Source organism: Simkaniaceae bacterium (assembly GCA_021734805.1).
Taxonomy (GTDB): Bacteria; Chlamydiota; Chlamydiia; order Chlamydiales; family JACRBE01; genus Amphritriteisimkania.
This window is the reverse complement of the sequence record JAIPIG010000008.1, coordinates 1-18,317: the sequence shown is the minus strand read 5'-3', so window position 1 is coordinate 18,317 and position 18,317 is coordinate 1. Positions and strand designations below refer to the sequence as shown.

The following is an 18,317-nucleotide window of genomic DNA, read 5'->3' as shown; positions in this document are numbered from 1 at the left end:
ATGTTTTTATTTTTATTAGATTGGCTACACCACTTTATTGGAATTAAAATTCCGACCGCTTTTGCTTATAGTTCAACACGTATGATTCTCGCATCGATCACATCACTACTTCTAACCATTTTTTTTGGCCCTTGGTTTATTAAAATGCTCTATCAATTAAAAATTGGGCAGCCCATTCGTAAAAAAGAATGTCCTATGCTGGCAGAGCTGCATAAAAAAAAGGAAGATACCCCTACGATGGGAGGGATTTTAATCGTTTCTTCTATTACCGTTTCGGCATTGCTCTGGATGGATTTGAGACAGAGTTATACTTACATTTTACTCTTCACAATTTTAGCTTTTGGAGGACTTGGTGCAACAGATGATTGGTTCAAGCTTAAATATAAAAATGCGAAGGGAATCTCCGGGAGATCGAAACTGTTTTTTCAACTTTTATTTTCAACTGTGATTTGTGGATTTTTTCTGTGGATCGGTTCATTTGATCATGCAGGTGACTATTTTTTACCTTTCATGAAAACCCCATTTTTTATTCTCTCCGGTGCGCTCACGTCTTTAGCCTTTTTATTTGGCATTTTTATTATTACGGGGGCTTCGAATGCGGTGAATTTAACAGATGGTCTTGATGGTCTTGCTGCCGGGTGTATCATCCCCGTTGCTCTAGTCCTTGCCTTGATTGCATTTTTATCAAATCACATTGATATTTCAAGGTATTTGAATATTTTATATCTCGAAAGATCCTCTGAAATTGCCATTTTTTTATCTGCAGTTGCGAGTTCCTGTTTGGGGTTTCTATGGTTCAATGGTTATCCTGCACAAGTTTTTATGGGTGATACCGGATCGCTCTCACTTGGGGCTGTTCTCGGAGTGTCTTCCGTATTGCTCAGGCGTGAATTTCTTTTAGCTATTATTGGAGGGATTTTTGTTGCTGAAGCGCTATCCGTTATTTTGCAGGTAGGGAGCTATAAGTTGCGCCATAAAAAAAGAGTCTTTTTATGTGCACCTTTGCATCATCACTTCGAGTATAAAGGATGGCCTGAAACAAAGGTTGTGTTGCGGTTTTGGATTGTCGGGATTTTACTCGCCGCAATTGGTTTATCATCCATTAAATTTCAGTGATTGACGATGCGTTATGCTATTTTAGGATTAGGGATTAGCGGTCTTGCGGCAGCACGCTTTTTATTAGAAAGAGAAGAAGCGGTGATCGGCATTGATCATGTGGATAAGATTGCTGTGATTCGTCAATCTTATCCCTTACTTCCCTTAGGCAGTGATCGGGGGTTTAATCAAGACTATGATTGTCTCATTGTCTCTCCGGGGATTGATCCGAGCCATCCGATTTATAGTGAGGCAAGAAGAAAAAAGATCCCTATTTTAGGGGAAATTGAACTGGCTCTACAAAATGCTTCTCATCGAATCATCGGTGTGACGGGAACAAAGGGGAAAACAACGGCTGTCATGCGCATAGAAGCTCTTCTTCGCGCTGCAGGGCACCGTGCTCTTGCTGTTGGAAACATTGGTGATCCGCTGATTGCACATTTAAATGAACCTGAAGACACGATTTTAGTCGTTGAGTTGAGCTCTTTTCAGCTTGAGACGATAGTGAGCAAAAAATTTCATTCAACTGCCATTTTAAATTTATCGCCCGATCATCTCGACCGTTATCCTTCTTTTGACGCCTATAAAGACGCAAAAAGGCGCTTGATCGATCTGACAATAGGCAAATGCTTCGTGCATCATGGCATTTCAAAGCGAGGCCTTCCGATTGGGCCGCTCTCTCAAGTCCATCCATGGATGGATGATGATTTGATCGCTCTCATGCATGCAATGAAAACCAAGGGGATAAAAGAGCAAGAGTGGGCAACATATTGCATGATCTATTGCTTGTGTCGTCCATTTAATGTGGGGCAAGCATTATTTTTTCAAGAGATGAAAGCCTTTAGAGGAGCTCCTCATCGCATTGAATACGTAGGAGAAATCAATGGAGTTTCATTTTATAATGACAGCAAAGCGACAAATGCTGAAGCCGTTGTCTATGCAACTCAAGTTATTTCTCAACCCAAAATTCTCCTTGTTGGCGGTAAAGATAAGAAGCTTTCTTACACACTGTGGAAACGAGAGTTTGGCCACGATATTAAAAAAATCATTGCATATGGGGAGATTAGGGAAAAAATCAGAGAGGATCTTACACCTCGCTTTGATGTCGAACTCACACACAACCTCAAAGAAGCCACAGAGAGGGCTATGCAAATTGCAGAGCCGGGAGATGCGATCCTCCTCTCTCCGGGCACAAGTAGCTACGATGCCTTCACTAATTATGAAGAAAGAGGGGATGCCTTTAAAAGCTACTTATGGCCGGCTATCAACCGATAGCTAGCCATAAGTAGGTATTTTCATAGGCTTTTGGCCGGCTATCTATAGATAATCAGCCAAAAGTGGGTATTTTTATAGACTTTTGGCTGATTATCATGTATTCTCAGCGTATTATCATTTATCAAGGTATAAGTGTGATTATCGGAAGAGAAAAAGAGTTAAGTGTTCTTAAGGACAAACTTTTTTCAGATAGAGCTGAGTTTTTAGCTATTTATGGAAGGCGTCGTATTGGTAAAACATTTCTTGTTCATGAATTTTTTCAGGATAAAGGGCTTTATCTTGAAATTACGGGAAGCCATGGGGCTTCAAAAAAGGAACAGATTAAAAATTTTGTCACGGAGCTCAAAATTCTATTTTCCGATGTGGGTGAGATTAAAGATTGGTCAGATGCATTTGATTTTTTGTTGAAGGAAATAAAAAAAATAGACCCTTCCAAAAAAATTATTTTGTTTATTGATGAATTACCCTGGTTTGCTGCTCCAAAATCCGGGTTTTTACGAGCTTTAGATTATTTTTGGAATCGCCATCTATCGCGCTTTCCAAATGTATTGCTCATTGTTTGTGGCTCTGCAGCCCATTGGATTATCAAGAAGGTGATTCAGGATAAAGGGGGGCTTCACAATCGATTAAGCGGATGGATTCGTTTAGAGCCATTCACTTTAAGTGAGGTGGAGAATTATCTAACTCACCAACATATTCAAATCAAACGCAAACAATTAATAGAATTATATATGGTATTTGGCGGTGTGGCGAAATATTTAACGGGATTGCCAACCGGAAAGTCTGTTGTTCAAATTATCAATGAATATTGTTTTAAGCCAAGCGGTTATCTTTTTTCAGAGTTTAAAAAACTGTATGAATCATTATTTGATGGGTCTGAGACGCATATGGCAATTGTAAAGGCCCTTGCAAAAAAACAACATGGATTAACACAGACAAAATTATTACAAAGTGCCAATTTATCTCCCGGTGGTTCTTCTACTACAGTTCTACAAGAACTGGAAGAGTCGGGCTTTATTATGAGTATGAATGCATTTGGTAAGCAGAATAGGGAAAAGGTTTTTCGATTAATAGATGAATATTCTTTATTTTATCTGACTTGGATTGACACAATGAAAGGAAGTGTTTTTAAGAATTCAGATCCGGAATATTGGCATAAAAAATATAGGACACCGGCATGGCAAACGTGGGTGGGACATGCATTTGAAAACATCTGTATGAAGCATTCTCATTGCATTAAAAAGGCATTGGGGATTAGCGGAATAACAACTTCTGAAAGTCATTGGCAATATGTTCCCAAAAAAGACTCTAAAGAAAGAGGAGCTGAAATTGATTTAGTGATTGATCGAGCAGATCATTGTATCAACCTCTGTGAGATAAAATTTTGTGAAGATGAGTTTGAGATTACACAAAGTTATGCAAAAATTCTGGAGCAAAAAAAAGAAGTTTTTCAAAAGCATACAAAAACAAAAAAGACAATTTTCTTAACGATGATAACTCCCTTCGGTTTAAAGCCAAATAAATATTCAGTTGAATTAATCCATCAGCAGTTGACACTCGATGCACTTTTTTGAATGTGTTTGTTTGTGAAATCATTGCAAAAATTTTAATTTTCGAGTTTACTGGATTCGAGTCAGAAAGTTCTTTTAATTGATCAGCCGGGATAGAAAATATGAATAGGAAAGATGTTATTGTTGTGGCAATCCTTGCCAATGTTGGGGTATTAATCCTTTTATTTATCAGTTCACTGCGCCCATCTTCTCCTGAACTGATTGCTCAGCAGCCCGTGATGCCGGTCGTTAAAGAAATAGTGAATGAGGTGGTGGCTGTAGAGGAAAAAGATTTTCCGATTACGGCTGAGCCCATCGATCAGGTGGCTCAAGTCATTGCTGCCGTTGAAAAGGAGAGCCAAATAGCTCAAGAACCATCCTCTCCGGAAGACATTTTGAAGACGTTTTTAGCCGAAGATTTGCAGGAAATTCGCGTTGAAAAGGGGGATGTCCTTGGTAAAATTGCAAGACGTTATCAAACAAGTGTTGAAGAAATTCAACGCTTAAACAATTTAGGGGGCAGTACATTGCAGGTAGGGCAAGTTCTTTATGTCCCAAAAATGAAAAAACAAGATCAAGTTGTTGTCCTAGCTGATCAAACTGAAAAAAATTTAACGCTCAATTCAGAGCGCTATTACACAGTAAAAAATGGCGATAGCCCTTGGAATATTGCCGTTAAAAATCATATGAAAGTAGACGAGTTATTGAGGCTCAATAATCTCGATGAATCTAAGGCCAAAAAATTAAAGCCGGGGGATCGCCTCCGTATTCGTTAATTTTGGCATCAATCCGCAGCTTAGGTTAAAGAAAGCGCATCATGATGAATCGTTTAACAATGTCCCTTTTTGCGCTAGTCCTCGTTGTTGCAACGATGGGCCTCTTGATGGTGTATAATACGACTTCAGCTGAAGTGATCGATAAGCGCTCATCTCTTCACCTCTCCCATGCTTTTCTTAAACAATTGGGTTACGGAGTCATTGGAGGGATTTTAGCTTGGAGCACACGCCGTTTTGGTTATGAAAAAATATTAAAATTCACACCGCATTTATTGATTTTATTTTCATTTTTACTCTTATGCACCTTTTTGCCCGGAATTGGGCTCGAGCTCAATGGGGCAAAACGGTGGATTCGCTTATTTGGGTTTTCATTTCAACCCTCTGAATTTGTGAAAATTATTTTGCCTCTAACTTACATTCGTTGGATGCAATTAAGATCATATCAAATTGAAGCCAAAGCATTTATTAAGAGTTTAATCCCTTTTGGAATCCCGCTCTTTCTCATCTTAATTGAACCGGATAACGGAAGCGTAGCTATTTTAATTGCAACGATGGTGGTTGTCTTTTTTCTTTGCAGGGTCAATTGGAGGTATTGGTGTGTTCCTATTCTCGCTATCACATTCATCGGGGGAGTGCTTGCAATGCAACTTCCTTATGTCAAAGAGAGGCTTAAAGTTTACATCAACCCTGAGCATGACCTTTTAGGCAAAGGGCATCAGCCCTTTCAAGCTAAAATTGCAGCCGGGACAGGGGGGCTAACCGGACGGGGAATTGGAAAAAGTTTACAGAAACTCAGCTATTTGCCTGAGGCAAGAAGCGATTATATCGCAGCGATTTATGCAGAAGAGTTTGGCTTTATTGGCATGCTCTTTTTATCAGCTCTTTATATGTCGATTACACTGATTGGCTTTTTAATTTCGATTCGAGCTAAAGATCGAGAAGGGGCATTGAGCGCGGCAACACTTGCCTTTTTATTTGCTTTTCAGGCTTTTATCAATCTCGGTGTTGTCTCGGGGCTTTTGCCAAGTAAGGGGACGAATCTACCTTTATTTAGCCACGGCGGGACATCTCTGATTGCCAATTTAATTCTCATCGCAATTTTAATAGATATTGGAATGAAAACCCAAGAAAAGAGAGGGGTTTATGCAGCATGATATAGTACTGGCTGTGGGGGGAACGGGGGGACATCTCATTCCTGCCATGCACATTTGCAAAGAACTCGGCAGCGATTTCAAAATTGCCTATGCCGGGGTTGGGCTCTCGCAACACGAGATTAAGGGCGAGTTTAAGTCCGTATCAGGGGCCGGGCCTAATCGGAAGCATATGATGCAATCTTCCGTCTTACTCTGTCGAGGGGTCTATGAATCAATGCAGTATCTAAAACAAACCAAACCCAAACTCGTAATTGGGTTTGGGAGTTTTCACAGTTTTCCCGTAATAGCAGCAGCAAGACTGCTTAAAATCCCTTATATTTTATATGAGCCAAATCAAATTCCGGGGCGCGTTAATCGTTTTTTTGCGTCTAAAGCGCTATTTACCGCTTCTCTTTATCCCACAATGCAAAAAACGCCTAAGGGAAAACGAGAGGTCATCACGCCCTTAATACCCATGACAAAATGGGAAAAGGGGGTAGCAAGAGAAAAGCTGGGCCTTGAAAAGGAGCAGCGCACTCTACTCAGTTTTGGTGGATCGCAAGGGGCTATGGCTTTAAATCAAGCCATGCTCGACTATGCCGTGATTGGTCGGGAAAATTTGCAGGTCATCCATTTGATCGGAAGAGCGCATGATCCAAAGCCTTACCAAGATCTCTACCGCAAAGAAGGGGTTTTAGCCTATGTGAAATCGTATGAAGAAAATATGGATTTGGTTTGGTCTGCTGCGGATATTGCGCTCTGTCGTGCAGGGGCCAATACGGTGATGGAGATGATAGAATACCGTGTCCCTGCCATTCTCGTTCCTTATCCCCATGCTCGAGATCAACACCAAAGGGCGAATGCCGAGTGGATGGAAAAAACAATTAAAGGGGGCATCATGATTGAGAATAACGTGTTAAATGCAGAAAGTATTCAAAGAGGAATACAGACGATTCTCGATGATTATGATCAGTATTGGAAGCAGCTTTCTAAATACCATGCGCAAATTGAGTCATGCGAGTTCAAAGATTTGATAAGAGAGGTATATAGCCGATTATGACACAAAAATACCATTTTATTGGAATAGGAGGGATTGGAATGAGCTCCCTTGCGAGTATTCTCTTACAAAAGAAATGCCTCGTTTCAGGTAGTGATCTGATCAAAAGCACTTTGACCCACTATTTAGAGATGCTCGGGGCGCAGTTTTTTGAGGGGCACCATCAGGATCAAATTCGAGCTGATCAAACAGTGGTCTATTCAACGGCAATCAAAGAAGATAATGAGGAATTTCAACTCGCTCAAAAACTCGGATGTCGTTTATTGCACCGCAGTGATTTACTCAATGAGTTGACACAAGGTTATGAGCCGATTTTAATTACCGGGACACATGGAAAAACAACAACAACGGCACTTCTTGCCCATTTGCTCGATTATGCCGGTTTAGAACCCTCTTATGTTATTGGGGGAAAAGCCGCATCTCTTCCGTCCCATGGTAATTTGGGAAAAGGGAAATACTTTATATTAGAAGCTGATGAGAGCGACGGTTCTTTTTTAAAGACAAAGCCTTTTGGAGGAATTGTAACAAATATTGAATCGGATCATCTCGATTTCTGGGGGGACTTCGATCATTTAAAAAAGGCTTTTTTAGGATATATTGAACAATTTAAAGAGGGCTCTCCATTTCTCTGGTGTTATGATGATCCTCTGCTGCGTGAAATCAATCCTATCGGAATGAGTTATGGATTTGAAGAGGGGGCTGATCTTCGAATTGTTGCCCTTCAAATGAAAGGTGGCGAATCGAGTTTTTCATTGTGCTACAAAGGCCAAATTCTCGAGGATTTTCACCTTAATATTCCCGGAAAACATAATGTTTTGAATGCAGCGGGTGCAATCGGTCTTGCTCACTTATTGGGAGTTTCCTTTGAAGAGAGTCGAAAGCATCTTCCAAATTTTAAAGCGGTCAGCCGGCGTTTGGAATATATTAAAACAATCAATGGGGTCGATTTTTATGATGATTATGCGCATCATCCAACCGAGATTATGGCGACAATTGAGGCAATGAAAGAGATCGCAAAGAACCGGCGTTTAATCGTGGTTTTTCAACCCCACCGCTATTCACGCGTTGAAAAGCATCTTAAGGCTTTTCAAGCTGTTTTATCGACGATTTCTCCATTGATTTTAACGCCTATTGATGGCGCAAAAGAACCGGTTATTTTGGGGCTTAATGAGGCTTTGGCCAGTGGAATACGCTCGAGAGAATGTTATCAGATCAAGCGCGAGAATGTTTCCCCTTTTTTATCGCAGATGATTTCCCCTTCTGATGTTGTTGTGACGATTGGTGCCGGAGATATTACGCATGTGGGGAGATCGATGGCATGAAAAAGAAAAGGGAGGTAATCCCCCTATCAACAGCGATTTTTATCATTATTGCATCTGTTTTTTTGGTATCGGGATTCTCTTTTTCGCTATTTAAACTATATCGATTTCATGTGAAAAAGCAGTTGTCTGATCAGAGCTTCTTTATTTCTCATCTCATTCAGACAGGGCCTGTTAAAGAAGGGTTGAGTACTCAGTATTTAGCCGAGCTTCTCGGCTTGAGTGCTGATCGACCAACGCATATGTTTCACTTTGATAATGAAGAGACAAAAGCAAAATTAAAACAAATGCCTATTTTTGAATCGGTGGAAATAAAAAAAATAAAGCCATCGACGATTTACATTGATTATACTCTGAGAAAGCCCTATGCGATCATCAGTGATTATTCTAATGTAGCGACTGATCGGCAGGGGAACCGATTTCCCTATCGCCCTTTTTTTACCCCGAAATCAATTCCCGATGTTTATTTGGGAGTGGGTGAGGCCAATCCAACAGATCAAAATGAAGCTTTGACGCTAGCGCTCAATGTTCTCAAAACAATTTCACAGCGATTGCAACACACGCGCCTTGCCATTCAGCGCGTTGATGTATCGCGTGCTTTTTTGAAGAGTTTTGGAAAAAAAGAAATCGTTGTCAAACTCAATGATGAGATCCACTATACTTATTCAAGCGATCAACGCGCATTTAAGTTTGTCTATTTATTGCGATTAAATACGCTTAAATATGAGAAAAATCTTTTGCAGTTTCTTGCTCTGCGCAAGGAGTTGGAAAAAAAACAGGAAGAAGTAATTGAAAGTCTTGATCCTAACCAAAGCGAGTTGACAAGAGTGATTGATCTGCGCATTGACAACTTAGCTTATATACACCGCTCGTGATTCAAGAGTTGTTTTTTTTTGTCGCCGGCATCCCCGCTTGGTCGATTTGACCTCGCTTCTATTCATGGAGGGGATTTTTTAATCACTTCCGGTATATCGAATGTTTGAATCAAAAATCGTTGATGATATAGGATCGCTGTAATTACTAAGAGGAGGATATGACAGATCTCTTTCGTATGCAATTTTTTGTCATGGATGATCTCAGACCCTTTTTTTCAACTTTGAAAAAAAGGATCCCTTCATTGAGAGAAGAAACTTTTTTCTTTGAGCGTTTTTCCAATCAAGAATTGCATCTCACACTAAAACATCTCATCGAGGCGCAACCCTGTGCTGCGGTTGGAACAATTCATCCTCCCGACACCAATTTATTTGCATTTCTCGTACTCTGCCATACCCTTAAAAAAGAAGGGGCTCACCGGGTCATTGCTATTTTGCCCTACCTTGGCTATGCACGACATGACAAAGACGAAGAACATAAGAGTCGTATTACCTCGCTTATTGCCAATGTATTACAAGCGGCAGGGATTGATCAGGTGATTACATTCGATGTGCATAGTTCTTTAGCCGCACATTTGTTTTCCATTCCCCTGACATCGATTTCGACAGCTCAACTCTTTGCGGGTATCATTCGAAAAGAGAAGTTGAAAGATTTCACATTGGTTGCCCCTGATATGGGGGCCATTCATCGGGTGAGAGATGTAGCCCGCCATCTTGATTTTGATGGCCATATTGCCCATATTGATAAAAAAAGAACGGCAGATGGAGTGGTGCATTTTTCCGTTCATGGTGAAATTCAAAGAGAGGCCATCATCATCGACGATATTTTAGATACGGGGAAAACACTCATTTCTTCTTGCCGGCTTCTGAAAGAAAAGGGGTGTCATCGGATTGTGATCATGGTGACACATGGCTTATTTACGGGAGAAGTATGGAAACAACTCTGGTCTATTGGAGTGGAGAAAATCTATTGTACGGATACCATGCCCCTCGCTGATTGTGTTCAGTTAGATGAGCGTGTTGAAGTGATATCCGTAGCCTCCCTTTTAGAACAGGCATTAAAAGAATACTAAGAGCGTAGCAATGCAAAAAGATCAATCGTTTTTCAAACCTTATTTTCATTTTATTCCCCCTTTACTTTCAGTCATATTGATGATGCTGGCAAGTGGGTTTTTTACGACTTTTGTTAGTTTATATCTCAATGGTCATGGAGTTGCAAAAGAAAATATCGGTTTAATCCAATCTGCTTTCTATTTGGGAATGTTATTGGGCGCATTTCGTATGGAGAGTTTAATCCGCCGTGTTGGGCATATTCAGGCGCTTGCAGTGTTTGCAAGCCTCGCTTCGGGAACAGTGATTTTGCAGCTCATTTCTCAAAATCTCATTGTGTGGGGGGCGATGCGGTTTTTAAATGGAATGTCACTTGCGGCGATTTATATCGTGATAGAGAGTTGGATGCTCGACTACAGTACGGTCAAGACAAGGGGCGTGATTTTATCGCTGTATATGATTTGCCTCTATCTATCACAAGCGATCAGTCAGCAGTTTTTAACCTTTTTTGACATTGAGGGAATCTATCCTTATTTGCTTTGTGCTTTGCTAACATCTCTTGGTGTCATTCCTGTTGGATTATCGACAAATCGGATTGAATTGCTCAAAACGGAAGAGGCAATTAAATTTAAAAGGATTGTGAAATCGTCACCTCTTGGGGTGACGGCTTGTTTGGCATCCGGTTTAATATTGAGTGCCATTTATAGTTTTTTGCCAATTTATGCGGTGGCTCGAAATATTTCGAGTCAGAATTTAATGTCAGTGATGATTGCCGGAGGTGTTTTGCTTCAATGGCCTCTTGGAAAACTTTCTGATTACTTCGATCGTAGAAAAACATTGATGCTCATTATTTTTGTTGCTTTAGCCCTTTCATTGACAATCTTTTTCTATCAATCATCCATGCATTGGTTTTATTATCTTTTCGCCTTTTTAATTGGTGGGTTCGGATTCACTTTATACCCCGTATCAGTCACTCAAGTATGCGATAATCTTGAACACAATCATATTACAAAAGCGACGGCACTGATGCTGATTGTCTATGGACTTGGTTCTGTGGGAGGTCCTATTGCCTCTGCAACGGCCATTGCTTTTTTTGGGATTAACTCCCTCTTTTTCTATTTGGCTTTTATTTTGGCTATCACGGCTCTGATTGGATTATACGTGATGATGCGAAAGCCAATGGTTCCTTCAGAAGAGCAACACGATTTTGTTCCCCTTCCTCGTGTCACTCCCGTTGCCTATGAAATGGATCCCCGCTCCGAAGAAAATGATCCCAAGTAGGCAGATTTTGTTTAAAAAATTGAATCTAATTTTGGGAGTTGATAAGATTTCATCCGTTGTTTAACTTACTAAAAACGAATTATTATTATGCAGGAATTTATAGCTTATCTTATAAAAAATTTAGTTGATGATCCAGATACCGTGAACGTGAATGTGTATGATGGAGATAAGAGCACTATTGTAGAAGTCAAAGTAGCTAACGCAGATATTGCCAAAATCGTAGGACGTCAAGGCCGTACGATTAAGGCATTGCGTACTGTTGCGATGACGGTTGGCGCTCGTTTTGGTCGAAGAATTAAACTTGAGCTCATTCAAGAACAAGCATAAGGCATGAATCTATGAAAGGCGGAATTCAAATTACCAATGAAAAAAAAGATAAATCACTTATCTTACACCTAGATGGGAAACTCGATGCTATTTCATCCCCTATTTTAGAGGACGAGTTGGCAAAAGATATTGAATCTGGAGAGACGAGTATTCTTCTCGATTTTTCTCATATTGAGTATTTGAGTTCCGCCGGACTTCGGGTGCTCCTATCCAATACGAAAAAACTAAAAACACACGGTGGCCTTTTAAAGATTTTCGGTATGGACGATGATGTCTTGGAAATCATTAAAATGGCGGGATTTGAACGTGTTTTAAACCTTTTTAATACGGAAAAAGAAGCACTTAAATTTCAATAAGTAATTGAAATTTAAGTGTTTTAAAGTAGATCGAGGTTTTAGAGATCGAGAATTCACTAGATAAAGAAATTAATTCTTTTCGCAATCAAGATCAAGATATTGAACGCCCTTCCCTTCAACCTGTAGGGATTGATACCGCACGTAAAAAGATGATTATTATTGCGGGTCCGACAGCCTCAGGGAAAACCAATTTATCGTTGGCTCTTGCTCGTGAATGTTCGGGAGAAGTGATTTCAGCCGATTCCATGCAGGTCTATGAGGGAATGGATATCGGTACGGCTAAAGTTTCAAAAGAAGAGAGAATGGAAATCCCTCATCACCTTATCGATATCCGTAAAATTTTTGAGCCCGTTAATGTTGTCAAATATTACGAAGAAGCTAACCGGGCATGCAAAGATATTTTTTGCCGAGGCCATGTGCCCATTGTCGTAGGGGGAAATGGCTTTTACATTCATTCATTAATCTATGGTCCTCCAAAAGGGCCCCCTTCGATTCCGGAAGTGAGAAAGCATCTTGAAGATGAGATGGAAAAATTTGGAGCTGAAATGCTCTATGAAAAGCTTAAGCGCCATGATCCTGAATATGCGGCTACAATAACGCTTCAAGATCGCCACAAGATTATTCGAGCTCTTGAGATCATCACGATTACAGGGGACAAAGTAAGTCATATTCCCATTCCTAAAGGCGAAGATCGGCCTCAAGACATTGATTTCCACTGTTGGTTTATTTATCACCCCAAAGAAAGTCTGTATTCGAGAATTGAAAAGCGCTGTGATCAAATGATCGAGGCGGGATTAATTAATGAAGTCCAACTACTGCTTGAGAATGGACTTTTGCAAAACACTTCAGCGGCAGCTTCTATTGGATATCGCCAGGGACTTGAGTTTTTGCAATCGAACAAGACACCTGAAGACTGGGACTATTTTGTTGCTTCATTTAAAAAGGCTTCCAAGCAGTATGCCAAGCGTCAATTCACTTGGTTTAAACGAGAACCTCTTTTTAAATGGCTCGATATGAGCAAATTAACTATTGAACAAGCGGTTTCGATCATTATGACTGAATTTGAATCACTTTAGCTCGACTTTGTATTAGTTGACTTTTGAATATGACAAATACTATATCGAAACTGAGATGATATTCTTAAAAGAGGGGATGTGGAGGCTTGTCTTATCATAAAATTTCTTTGTTTGACCTAGATCATACTCTTTTTAAGTGTAATATTAGCCTTGAGTATTATTTATTTTTGCTTAAGAAGAAGAGGCTGCCCCTATCGACGATACCGAATTCGATTTTTTACTATTTCAAGCATCGTTACTTAGATCTACCTTTATCTGAAATTCATCAGCTCGCCTTTAATTTATTTTTATCGAGTCGTTCTCATGATCTTTTTATTCAATACATTGATGAATTTATTGAATACCTGATGCCTCAAATGGTTTATCTGCCTACTTATATTGAGCTTAAACGGGCACTCCACTTGGGCCATTTCACAGCTATATTGACAAGCTCCCCGGCTTTTTTGGCTAAACCTCTCGGAGAAGTACTTGGTGTTCATGAGGTTTATGCAAGCGAATATGAAGTCAATCCCGACGGGATATTTTCGAGTATTTTAAAAGTCATTGAAGGCAATGAAAAAGCGAAAATCGTTTTACAAATGCAAGAAAATTTCAAAGTAGGCCCTGATCAAATGACCTCCTATAGCGATAGCTATCATGATTTAGCTTTTTTAGAGAGCACGGGAGAGAAGATTGCCGTCAATCCGGACAAGCGGCTTAAGAGTGTCTCAATAGAAAAAAACTGGAAAATTATATAGTTTGACATATGGGGAAAATTGGATTTTTTGGTGGTAGTTATGATCCGATTCACAATGGTCATTTAAATGCCGCAATCAATATTTTAGAGACGCAGCACTTTGACAAAATTTTGTTGTCTCCCAACTTCGAATCGCCCTTTCGAAAAAAAATGGCCGATCCCATTCACCGGCTAACAATGGTTAAACTCGCTTGTTCAAAGTTCGATGGGCTTGATGTATGCGATATTGAAATCAAAAGAGGGGGGGTATCCTATACGATCGATACCTTGAATGAGCTTCAGCGCTACTATCCTCAAGATGAGATCCAACTCATTATTTCAGATGATTTAATTGCCGATTTTCCTCAGTGGAAGGACTATGAGGTGATTATTAAACAATTTCACCCTATTTTGGCATCGCGTCTTGATGTCAAACCACCACCCATGCCGGGATTTGTAGTGGTCAAAACGCCGATTGTGCAAATTTCAAGCACAGAAATTCGGCTGCGACTTAAGGAGGGGCTCCCCTGTTATCATCTCCTTCCTGAAGCTGTGGATGAATACATCACGGCGCATCGTCTTTATCGCTGACGGGAATCATAACAGTTGTCTGGACGATTTAGAGGATATAGTGTATCCTTCTTTTCTCATTTGGAATACAAAAAAGAATTCAGACATGTCGATATTAGATTTAGTGAAAAAAGCGGCTCAGGCTATTTATGATAAAAAGGGGATAAACATTCTCGTTATTGATACGAGGGGTGTTTCATCGATGGCCGATTTTGTCATTGTGGCTGAAGGAAGCGTAGAGCGGCATGTTCAGGCTCTCGCCCGTGAGGTGATTTCATCGTTAAAAGAAGAGGGTGTTTCACCGGCATTTGAAGAGGGACTTATGAGGGGGGATTGGATCGCTCTTGATTATATCGATTTCATTGTCCACATCCTGACTCCGGATTTAAGAAATTACTATCAAATTGAGCGCATTTGGTCTGATGCTAAGGTTGTGTCAATCAATTATAAGACAACTGTTTAGGCAGACTTTCTTACAAACTCACCTTACGCAAAAATGAAGGGTTATAGAGCGGCTGCGGCTTTGCCATATCAATCCTTCCTCGTCGGACATAGCACTTTGGCTATGCCCTCCTCATTCGGACCACTTCGTTTTGATCTGGCTTTGCCTCGCTCGCTCTCTGAACCCTCATTTTTGCGTAAGGTGAGTTACAAATCCTTTATGCCATTCTAGTATAGGAAATTGATTTTTAGACAGATATAACGGCCATCTTCATTCGTTATTTTCACTTGAAGATTTTTTCAATATCCAATAACCTTATAGCCTAAGTTTCGATGTATACCGGGAGGGATTCAAGAGTTGGAATTTTTAGAAGCCGGCGCGCCGATGGTCGATCAGGCCGAAGGCCTTTTGACCCGAGCTGCTGCGCTATTGACAATAGGCAGAGGCGAGGTCAAATCGACCAAGCGGGGATGCCGGCGACAAAAAAAACAATTCTTGAATCACGAGCGGTATATACCACTCGTGATTAAAAAATCCTCTTTATAAATGAGAGGAGATTTTTTTAATCACTCCCGGTATATTTTTGCAAAAAAATTAGGTGGATGATGACAAAAAAACGCGTTGTTGTAACAGGTCTTGGGTGTGTTTCCTGCTTTGGAATGGATGTAAATCATTTTTTTAATTCACTTCTTGAGGGTAAAAGTGGTGTCAGAGCTATTGATGCTTTTGACGTATCGGAATATCCAACCCGTTTTGCCGCTGATGTTAAAGATTTTGATGTGGGGGATTACCTCGATAAGAAACAAGCACGTCGCGTTGATCCATTTATCTCATATGCTATTGTTGCCGGAAAGCGCGCCCTTGAAGATGCCGGTTTTGAGTTACATGCACTCGATCACCTTGATAAGGCAAGATGTGGTGTGATTGTTGGCTCCGGTATGGGGGGGATGAAGGCTTTTACGGATGGTGTCATTTCCATTATGGAAAAAGGTCATAAGCGTTTAACCCCTTTCTTTATCCCTTATATTATTACCAATATGGCGAGCGGAATGCTCAGTATGGAAATCGATTTTAGAGGGCCTAATTACTCCATTTCAACAGCTTGTGCAACGGCTAATCATTCGATTGGGGCAGCTTTCCATCATATTCGCAGTGGTGAAGCTGATTTGATGCTTTGCGGTGGATCAGAAGCACCGATCAATGATGTAGGACTTGCCGGATTTACAGCTTGTAAAGCGCTCTCACAGCGCAATGATGATTGTACAGCTGCCTCTCGTCCTTGGGATAAGGATCGAGACGGGTTTGTCATGGGTGCAGGCGCAGGTGTTTTAGTTTTAGAGAGTTTAGAGCATGCTCAAAAGCGTGGCGCCCATATCTATGCGGAGATTGCCGGTTATGGAGCCAATGCCGACGCATTTCACCTGACAGATCCTAGGCCGGACGGTTCAGTTGTTAGTGAGTGTATCAATATTACAATCCGCGATGCCGGTGTGGATCCGTCGATCATTAATTATATCAATGCCCATGCGACTTCAACAAGTGTGGGGGATCTTTGTGAAATTCGAGCGATTCGAAAAACTTTTGGTTCCCATGCGACAAATATATGGATTAATGGGACGAAGTCATTGATAGGGCATTGTCTTGGAGCAGCAGGGGGCATGGAAGCCATTGCAACGATTAAATCCATTGAGAATTCCAAAATCCACCCGACTTTAAATATTCAAAACCCTGAGGAAGAGATTGAGGACCTTAAAATAGTGAAAGATAAGGCAGTTGATGCGCATATTACCGGGGCCCTGTCGAATTCATTTGGTTTTGGTGGGCATAACGCAAGCCTTCTCTTTCTTCCTTTTAACCAATAGGTAAATATGGGAGCACCCATTTTTGATATCTCATATGGAATTATCCCTCTCTGTCATCATAAACAAGGGTGGAGCGTGTTTCTCGTTCAGCACCGCAATGGGTCGTATTGGGGGTTTCCTAAAGGCCATGCAAATGATGGAGAAACACCCATTGAAGCAGCTAAAAGAGAGCTTTTTGAAGAGACGCATTTACAAGTGAGTCGTTTCTTAGATACCAATCCGATTGCCGAAAACTATGAATACCGACATGTAAATGGACAAATCATTGATAAACATGTCCACTATTACCTGGGTGAAGTGACAAGCGCTGATTTTGAGCTACAACACCATGAAATCATGAGTGGCGAATGGTTAACAATTCAGAAAGCACTTGAAAAAATCACCTATAATGACTGTAGAGCAGTCTGTGAAGAACTCATGAAAAGGATAGAAAAATAATGAGTACAATTGCATTAACACCGTCAATGATACAAACAAACGAACGCTTGCACCAAATGGGGCGATTCGTATTGATTAATCTTGCGCTCATCTTAAGCGGATTATTCTCAATTTATCTTCCTTCTATTTCGCCCGTTCCATTCACATTGCAAGCGCAATTGATCTTTTTTCTCCCTCTTTTACTTGGACGTAGAGTTGCCTTTTATGCGATTGCCGCGTACTTATTAGAAGCCGCATTGGGATTGCCTATTTCCGCAGGCGCGGGTGGGGGCATTATGAAGTTTGTTGGTCCTACAGCCGGGTATTTGTTTTTCTTTCTTATTTCGCCTTTTGTCATAGCGCCGCTTTATGAAAGGCTAAAAATTGAAAATAAGCGGCTGAGAGCTTTTTCAGTTATGGGAATAGCAAGCCTTTTAAACTTCATCTTCGGAGTGGCATGGCTATCCGTTTTCATGGGGCTACAGCAAGCTATTTTATGCGGTTTTCTCCCCTATGTATTAGGAGACTTTTTTAAACTGATCTTCTTTTCTCGGCTTGTCAAAAACTAAAAGAAAACGCCTACAATTTTTTGAACTCTCTGTGCCGTTAGATCCTTATTGGAAGAGGCTGTAAATGCCACACCCTTTCCAAATGGATTTATGGGAAGTAGTGTGTTTGGCTTGAATTGATTGGATTGATTATTTGGGTTAACGGCGACTTGTTCACTTGTTGGTGTAGTACGCATTTTTTTTGACCTTTTTGAAATGGGTTATATATAAAAATAATTTTTCTCTTTTAAGTAAAACGCATTAGTTGGTCAATAAAAAAATGATATGATTCTGTCCTATAAGCCCATGCTCTGTTTTTAGTTATACCGAAAGGAGTTGAAGATAGGTCAAGAAATTAAGGGTGAAAAGTTGAAGATGCCGGCGAAGATAAAACCCAATTCTTCAATTTATTTCGGTATATACCGGGAGTGATTCAAGAGTTGGAATTTGTAGAAGCCGGCGCACCGATGGTCGATCGGGCCGAAGGCCCTTTACCGAACCGACGCGCTATTGACAATAGGCAGAGGTGAGGTAAATCGACCAAGCGGGGATGCCGGCGACAAAAAAAACAACTCTTGAATGACGAGCGGTATATA

General features: G+C 40.6%; 20 protein-coding genes. 19 read left to right on the top strand and 1 reads right to left on the bottom strand.

All coding sequences use genetic code 11. From position 1 onward, the window contains the following. The 19 genes from mraY (at position 1) to K9M07_02420 (ending at position 17,742) form a co-directional block, all read left to right on the top strand. Positions 1–1,116 carry a phospho-N-acetylmuramoyl-pentapeptide-transferase gene (mraY, locus tag K9M07_02510; protein ID MCF7852095.1) on the top strand — a complete coding sequence of 372 codons (1,116 nt, stop codon included), beginning with the start codon at positions 1–3 and terminating at the stop codon, positions 1,114–1,116. A gap of 6 nt (positions 1,117–1,122) precedes the next feature. Then, positions 1,123–2,370 (top strand): hypothetical protein, encoded by a 1,248-nt coding sequence (locus K9M07_02505; GenBank protein MCF7852094.1) that lies wholly within the window; start codon positions 1,123–1,125, stop codon positions 2,368–2,370. A gap of 134 nt (positions 2,371–2,504) precedes the next feature. Then, positions 2,505–3,944, top strand: coding sequence for an ATP-binding protein (locus K9M07_02500; GenBank protein ID MCF7852093.1), 1,440 nt, complete (start codon positions 2,505–2,507; stop codon positions 3,942–3,944). A gap of 98 nt (positions 3,945–4,042) precedes the next feature. Beyond that, on the top strand, positions 4,043–4,696 hold the full coding sequence (locus K9M07_02495) for a LysM peptidoglycan-binding domain-containing protein (GenBank protein MCF7852092.1): 654 nt from the start codon (positions 4,043–4,045) through the stop codon (positions 4,694–4,696). A gap of 44 nt (positions 4,697–4,740) precedes the next feature. Further along, positions 4,741–5,850: a putative lipid II flippase FtsW gene (locus K9M07_02490; GenBank protein ID MCF7852091.1), complete on the top strand. Its 1,110-nt coding sequence runs from the start codon at positions 4,741–4,743 to the stop codon at positions 5,848–5,850. Continuing rightward, entirely contained in the window at positions 5,840–6,889 is a 1,050-nt protein-coding gene (locus K9M07_02485; protein MCF7852090.1) for a UDP-N-acetylglucosamine--N-acetylmuramyl-(pentapeptide) pyrophosphoryl-undecaprenol N-acetylglucosamine transferase, read from the top strand. Before K9M07_02490 ends, K9M07_02485 begins: the two co-directional genes overlap by 11 nt. Continuing rightward, positions 6,886–8,208, top strand: coding sequence for a UDP-N-acetylmuramate--L-alanine ligase (murC, locus tag K9M07_02480; GenBank protein ID MCF7852089.1), 1,323 nt, complete (start codon positions 6,886–6,888; stop codon positions 8,206–8,208). The genes K9M07_02485 and murC overlap by 4 nt, the downstream gene beginning before the upstream one ends. Next, on the top strand, positions 8,205–9,080 hold the full coding sequence (locus K9M07_02475; protein ID MCF7852088.1) for an FtsQ-type POTRA domain-containing protein: 876 nt from the start codon (positions 8,205–8,207) through the stop codon (positions 9,078–9,080). The genes murC and K9M07_02475 overlap by 4 nt, the downstream gene beginning before the upstream one ends. A gap of 158 nt (positions 9,081–9,238) precedes the next feature. After that, entirely contained in the window at positions 9,239–10,150 is a 912-nt protein-coding gene (gene prs / locus K9M07_02470) for a ribose-phosphate diphosphokinase (protein MCF7852087.1), read from the top strand. Positions 10,151–10,160: 10 nt separating this feature from the next. Next, the gene (locus K9M07_02465; protein ID MCF7852086.1) at positions 10,161–11,408 is read left to right on the top strand and encodes an MFS transporter; all 1,248 of its coding nucleotides are present in this window, start codon (positions 10,161–10,163) and stop codon (positions 11,406–11,408) included. A gap of 87 nt (positions 11,409–11,495) precedes the next feature. Beyond that, positions 11,496–11,735 (top strand): KH domain-containing protein, encoded by a 240-nt coding sequence (locus tag K9M07_02460; GenBank protein ID MCF7852085.1) that lies wholly within the window; start codon positions 11,496–11,498, stop codon positions 11,733–11,735. Between the two features lie 11 nt (positions 11,736–11,746). Further along, positions 11,747–12,091 (top strand): STAS domain-containing protein, encoded by a 345-nt coding sequence (locus tag K9M07_02455; GenBank protein MCF7852084.1) that lies wholly within the window; start codon positions 11,747–11,749, stop codon positions 12,089–12,091. A gap of 149 nt (positions 12,092–12,240) precedes the next feature. Then, a complete protein-coding gene (miaA, locus tag K9M07_02450; protein ID MCF7852083.1) occupies positions 12,241–13,167 on the top strand; it encodes a tRNA (adenosine(37)-N6)-dimethylallyltransferase MiaA in 927 nt (308 codons plus the stop codon). A gap of 86 nt (positions 13,168–13,253) precedes the next feature. Further along, a complete protein-coding gene (locus K9M07_02445) occupies positions 13,254–13,904 on the top strand; it encodes a haloacid dehalogenase-like hydrolase (GenBank protein ID MCF7852082.1) in 651 nt (216 codons plus the stop codon). Between the two features lie 8 nt (positions 13,905–13,912). After that, positions 13,913–14,473, top strand: a complete 561-nt coding sequence (gene nadD, locus K9M07_02440) for a nicotinate (nicotinamide) nucleotide adenylyltransferase (GenBank protein MCF7852081.1) — start codon at positions 13,913–13,915, stop codon at positions 14,471–14,473. Further along, a complete protein-coding gene (gene rsfS / locus K9M07_02435; protein MCF7852080.1) occupies positions 14,439–14,915 on the top strand; it encodes a ribosome silencing factor in 477 nt (158 codons plus the stop codon). Before nadD ends, rsfS begins: the two co-directional genes overlap by 35 nt. 584 nt (positions 14,916–15,499) lie before the next feature. Beyond that, complete coding sequence (gene fabF / locus K9M07_02430) at positions 15,500–16,756, top strand: beta-ketoacyl-ACP synthase II (protein MCF7852079.1); 1,257 nt, start codon at positions 15,500–15,502, stop codon at positions 16,754–16,756. A 6-nt stretch (positions 16,757–16,762) separates the two neighbouring features. Beyond that, positions 16,763–17,194, top strand: a complete 432-nt coding sequence (locus tag K9M07_02425; GenBank protein MCF7852078.1) for an NUDIX domain-containing protein — start codon at positions 16,763–16,765, stop codon at positions 17,192–17,194. Beyond that, complete coding sequence (locus tag K9M07_02420) at positions 17,194–17,742, top strand: biotin transporter BioY (protein ID MCF7852077.1); 549 nt, start codon at positions 17,194–17,196, stop codon at positions 17,740–17,742. The genes K9M07_02425 and K9M07_02420 overlap by 1 nt, the downstream gene beginning before the upstream one ends. Here the strand turns inward: K9M07_02420 and K9M07_02415 are convergent. Next, the gene (locus tag K9M07_02415) at positions 17,739–17,918 is read right to left on the bottom strand and encodes a hypothetical protein (GenBank protein ID MCF7852076.1); all 180 of its coding nucleotides are present in this window, start codon (positions 17,916–17,918) and stop codon (positions 17,739–17,741) included. The genes K9M07_02420 and K9M07_02415 overlap by 4 nt on opposite strands. Positions 17,919–18,317 lie beyond the last annotated feature (399 nt).

Coding starts and splice junctions, on each gene's coding strand:
- K9M07_02505 (MCF7852094.1), top strand. CDS start 1,123: ATGCGTTATGCTATTTTAGGATTAGGGATTAGCGGTCTTGCGGCAGCA.
- mraY (MCF7852095.1), top strand. CDS start 1: ATGTTTTTATTTTTATTAGATTGGCTACACCACTTTATTGGAATTAAA.
- K9M07_02485 (MCF7852090.1), top strand. CDS start 5,840: ATGCAGCATGATATAGTACTGGCTGTGGGGGGAACGGGGGGACATCTC.
- K9M07_02420 (MCF7852077.1), top strand. CDS start 17,194: ATGAGTACAATTGCATTAACACCGTCAATGATACAAACAAACGAACGC.
- prs (MCF7852087.1), top strand. CDS start 9,239: ATGACAGATCTCTTTCGTATGCAATTTTTTGTCATGGATGATCTCAGA.
- K9M07_02475 (MCF7852088.1), top strand. CDS start 8,205: ATGAAAAAGAAAAGGGAGGTAATCCCCCTATCAACAGCGATTTTTATC.
- K9M07_02460 (MCF7852085.1), top strand. CDS start 11,496: ATGCAGGAATTTATAGCTTATCTTATAAAAAATTTAGTTGATGATCCA.
- K9M07_02490 (MCF7852091.1), top strand. CDS start 4,741: ATGAATCGTTTAACAATGTCCCTTTTTGCGCTAGTCCTCGTTGTTGCA.
- K9M07_02415 (MCF7852076.1), bottom strand. CDS start 17,918: ATGCGTACTACACCAACAAGTGAACAAGTCGCCGTTAACCCAAATAAT.
- nadD (MCF7852081.1), top strand. CDS start 13,913: ATGGGGAAAATTGGATTTTTTGGTGGTAGTTATGATCCGATTCACAAT.
- K9M07_02495 (MCF7852092.1), top strand. CDS start 4,043: ATGAATAGGAAAGATGTTATTGTTGTGGCAATCCTTGCCAATGTTGGG.
- rsfS (MCF7852080.1), top strand. CDS start 14,439: ATGAATACATCACGGCGCATCGTCTTTATCGCTGACGGGAATCATAAC.
- miaA (MCF7852083.1), top strand. CDS start 12,241: ATGATTATTATTGCGGGTCCGACAGCCTCAGGGAAAACCAATTTATCG.
- K9M07_02465 (MCF7852086.1), top strand. CDS start 10,161: ATGCAAAAAGATCAATCGTTTTTCAAACCTTATTTTCATTTTATTCCC.
- murC (MCF7852089.1), top strand. CDS start 6,886: ATGACACAAAAATACCATTTTATTGGAATAGGAGGGATTGGAATGAGC.
- fabF (MCF7852079.1), top strand. CDS start 15,500: ATGACAAAAAAACGCGTTGTTGTAACAGGTCTTGGGTGTGTTTCCTGC.
- K9M07_02455 (MCF7852084.1), top strand. CDS start 11,747: ATGAAAGGCGGAATTCAAATTACCAATGAAAAAAAAGATAAATCACTT.
- K9M07_02425 (MCF7852078.1), top strand. CDS start 16,763: ATGGGAGCACCCATTTTTGATATCTCATATGGAATTATCCCTCTCTGT.